Source organism: uncultured Bifidobacterium sp. (genome assembly GCF_949292005.1).
In the GTDB taxonomy this organism is placed as follows: domain Bacteria; phylum Actinomycetota; class Actinomycetes; order Actinomycetales; family Bifidobacteriaceae; genus Bifidobacterium.
The window spans coordinates 1-2,118 of sequence record NZ_CASEXV010000097.1 but is presented as its reverse complement, the minus strand read 5'-3'; the positions used below and the strand labels follow the sequence as shown (position 1 = coordinate 2,118).

Genomic DNA, 2,118 nt, shown 5'->3' with positions numbered 1-2,118 from the left:
TGAAATGGTGGAGCAACTAGAAGTCAAGGAAGCACTCCATGGCAAGTTATGCCGTTCCTGATCCATGTCCACGATGGACGCCGACTTGCTTGTTCCGAAGACGATGTCCTCACTGCCCTGTTTGACGTTGCTGGTGTTCAGCATCGCGTAGTTGCCGCCGACCCACACGCGTCCGTTCGTCGTGACGTGGGTGGTCAGGTTTCCGCCGGGGACGAGGATGCTTCCCAGTACGGCCGAGGACGGATCATCGGTCACGGTAGCATCGCTGAACTGGCTCCACCCCGGATCGCTGCTAGACGCCTTATCGACGCTCCCACTGATCTTAGTCGCCTGCGAACCCTTGATATCCACGGAGGTGGCCCCCGAATAGTTCCACATGATGCTTTGCGACGCCGCCGTGTAGGCGGACCTCATCGCATCGGTAACGGCATCGGTCGCACCGGCCTCGACATATCCATTCGAGATCTCGGCGCCATTCCACCAGAATCTCCATCCCTGCTGGAAGTCGACCGTGCCTTTGTAGGGTGTGCCGTCGCCGTTCACGACGTTGACGATGACGCTTGCCCCGTCCGGGATACCCGTGAAGGCGAAATCCAGACCCGTGGACGGCGCGTGGCTCGCCAGGTCGCTGGCCTTGACCTGAAAGACCTGCAGCTTGCTGGAGTCATTACCGGCAAAGGTGATGAGTTTCTCCGCGCCTGCCGCGATCGCGAACGACGCCTTGACCTTGCCGTCGTACTTGTACTTCGCGTAGGTGCTATCCGCGGGCGCCGTGCCCAGAGTCGTCGTCCCTGTCGTCGACAGAGCGTCGAGTTGCGAGGAGAGCGTGGAAATCGTGATCCCGTACGTCGAGTAGTCCGTACCATTGACGCTGAGGCTCTGCGCGGCGGAGGAGCCCCAGTAGACCTTCTCCTGCGGATACTCCGTGCCATAGTCGTACCGGTACACACTTGCGGACTGCGTGCTCGTGGATGCGTCCTGCCCCCACACACGGGTAGGACCATCGCCTCCTATCTGACCCTGATAGTCCCCGTTGCCGCTGATGCCGACACCTTGGACCTTGACTCCGTTCCATGTCTGCGCGTTCCCGCCCACGGACAGCACCATGGATCCGTCCGCAGGACGATAATTCGCCCCGAAGGCGACGGTCCCCATGGTGAAGAAGCCCTTAAGCAGATTCGCGTAGAAGTTGTTCTTGACGACGGTGAGGCCCTCGGCCTCCGCCGCATAGGAACCTGTGGGGCTGTCCGACCCCCAATTCGAACTGGGATCGCCGATGTACATGTTCCCGCCCACGTATGTGGCGACCCCCGTGTCCACAGTTGACGTCGTGGAAGTATCCCCGAGCGATAATTTTGTCGGAGTACACAATTCCCCAGTGACGCTGCTCACACTGTTATCAGCTGAAGCCGTCGTTGGAATGACAACAAGTGGCGCAGCAGCGCAGAACAACGCAGTCACAGCGGCCAGAAACCGCTGATGCACGCCCTTTGACGTGGACGATGCATGTGCAGGCGTCAAATGAATCCTCATTACTCCTCCATCTCGCCGTGTGGTGGCGAATTGAGCGACATGCTAGGCGTTACATCCCCAACCCCGAAACCCCTTGGGCCCATGCCCCGTCCCTCACCGTGTGGCTAACATCAAACACAAGCCAGTTTTACTATCTATTCTAAGAATAGGCCATCTCGACATCATCGCAATCAGCTAATGGCTAATTGACGGCATTTCACCCCCGAAAACACCCTTTTCCGCAGAAAAATCACCCTTGATCCACGCGCGCCGAAATCACCAACCCCATCACATGTCATACCGGCTCACACGTCATACCGCCAGCTCCTGTCGGTGAGCACCCGGGCCATGGCCAGACCGATGGGCAGACAGAGGATGACCATGAACGCCCGGAACCCCCAGTCCATCGCCAGCTGCACATCGAACTGTCCCAGATGGAACATCGCCTGATACATGTACAGACCCGGAACCATGATCACGATCGAGGGAACCGTCAGACAGATGCGGGGATAGCCCAGATGCGGAGGCAGCCATCCCCGCCTCACCGACGACCGCCATGCCGACGCCAGCAGTCCCGCGAGCAGCGCTCCGATGAACGCCGCGGCC

The 2,118-nt window shown here is 59.5% G+C and carries 2 protein-coding genes; both read right to left on the bottom strand.

Annotation, left to right across the window (positions count from 1 at the left end; translation table 11 throughout):
• On the bottom strand, nucleotides 1-1,296 hold a 1,296-nt coding region (locus Q1X90_RS07410), incomplete at its 3' end, for a choice-of-anchor A family protein (protein ID WP_300768632.1).
• A gap of 521 nt (nucleotides 1,297-1,817) precedes the next feature.
• A partial coding sequence (locus Q1X90_RS07405) for a threonine/serine exporter family protein (protein ID WP_300768630.1) occupies nucleotides 1,818-2,118 on the bottom strand: 301 nt, incomplete at its 5' end.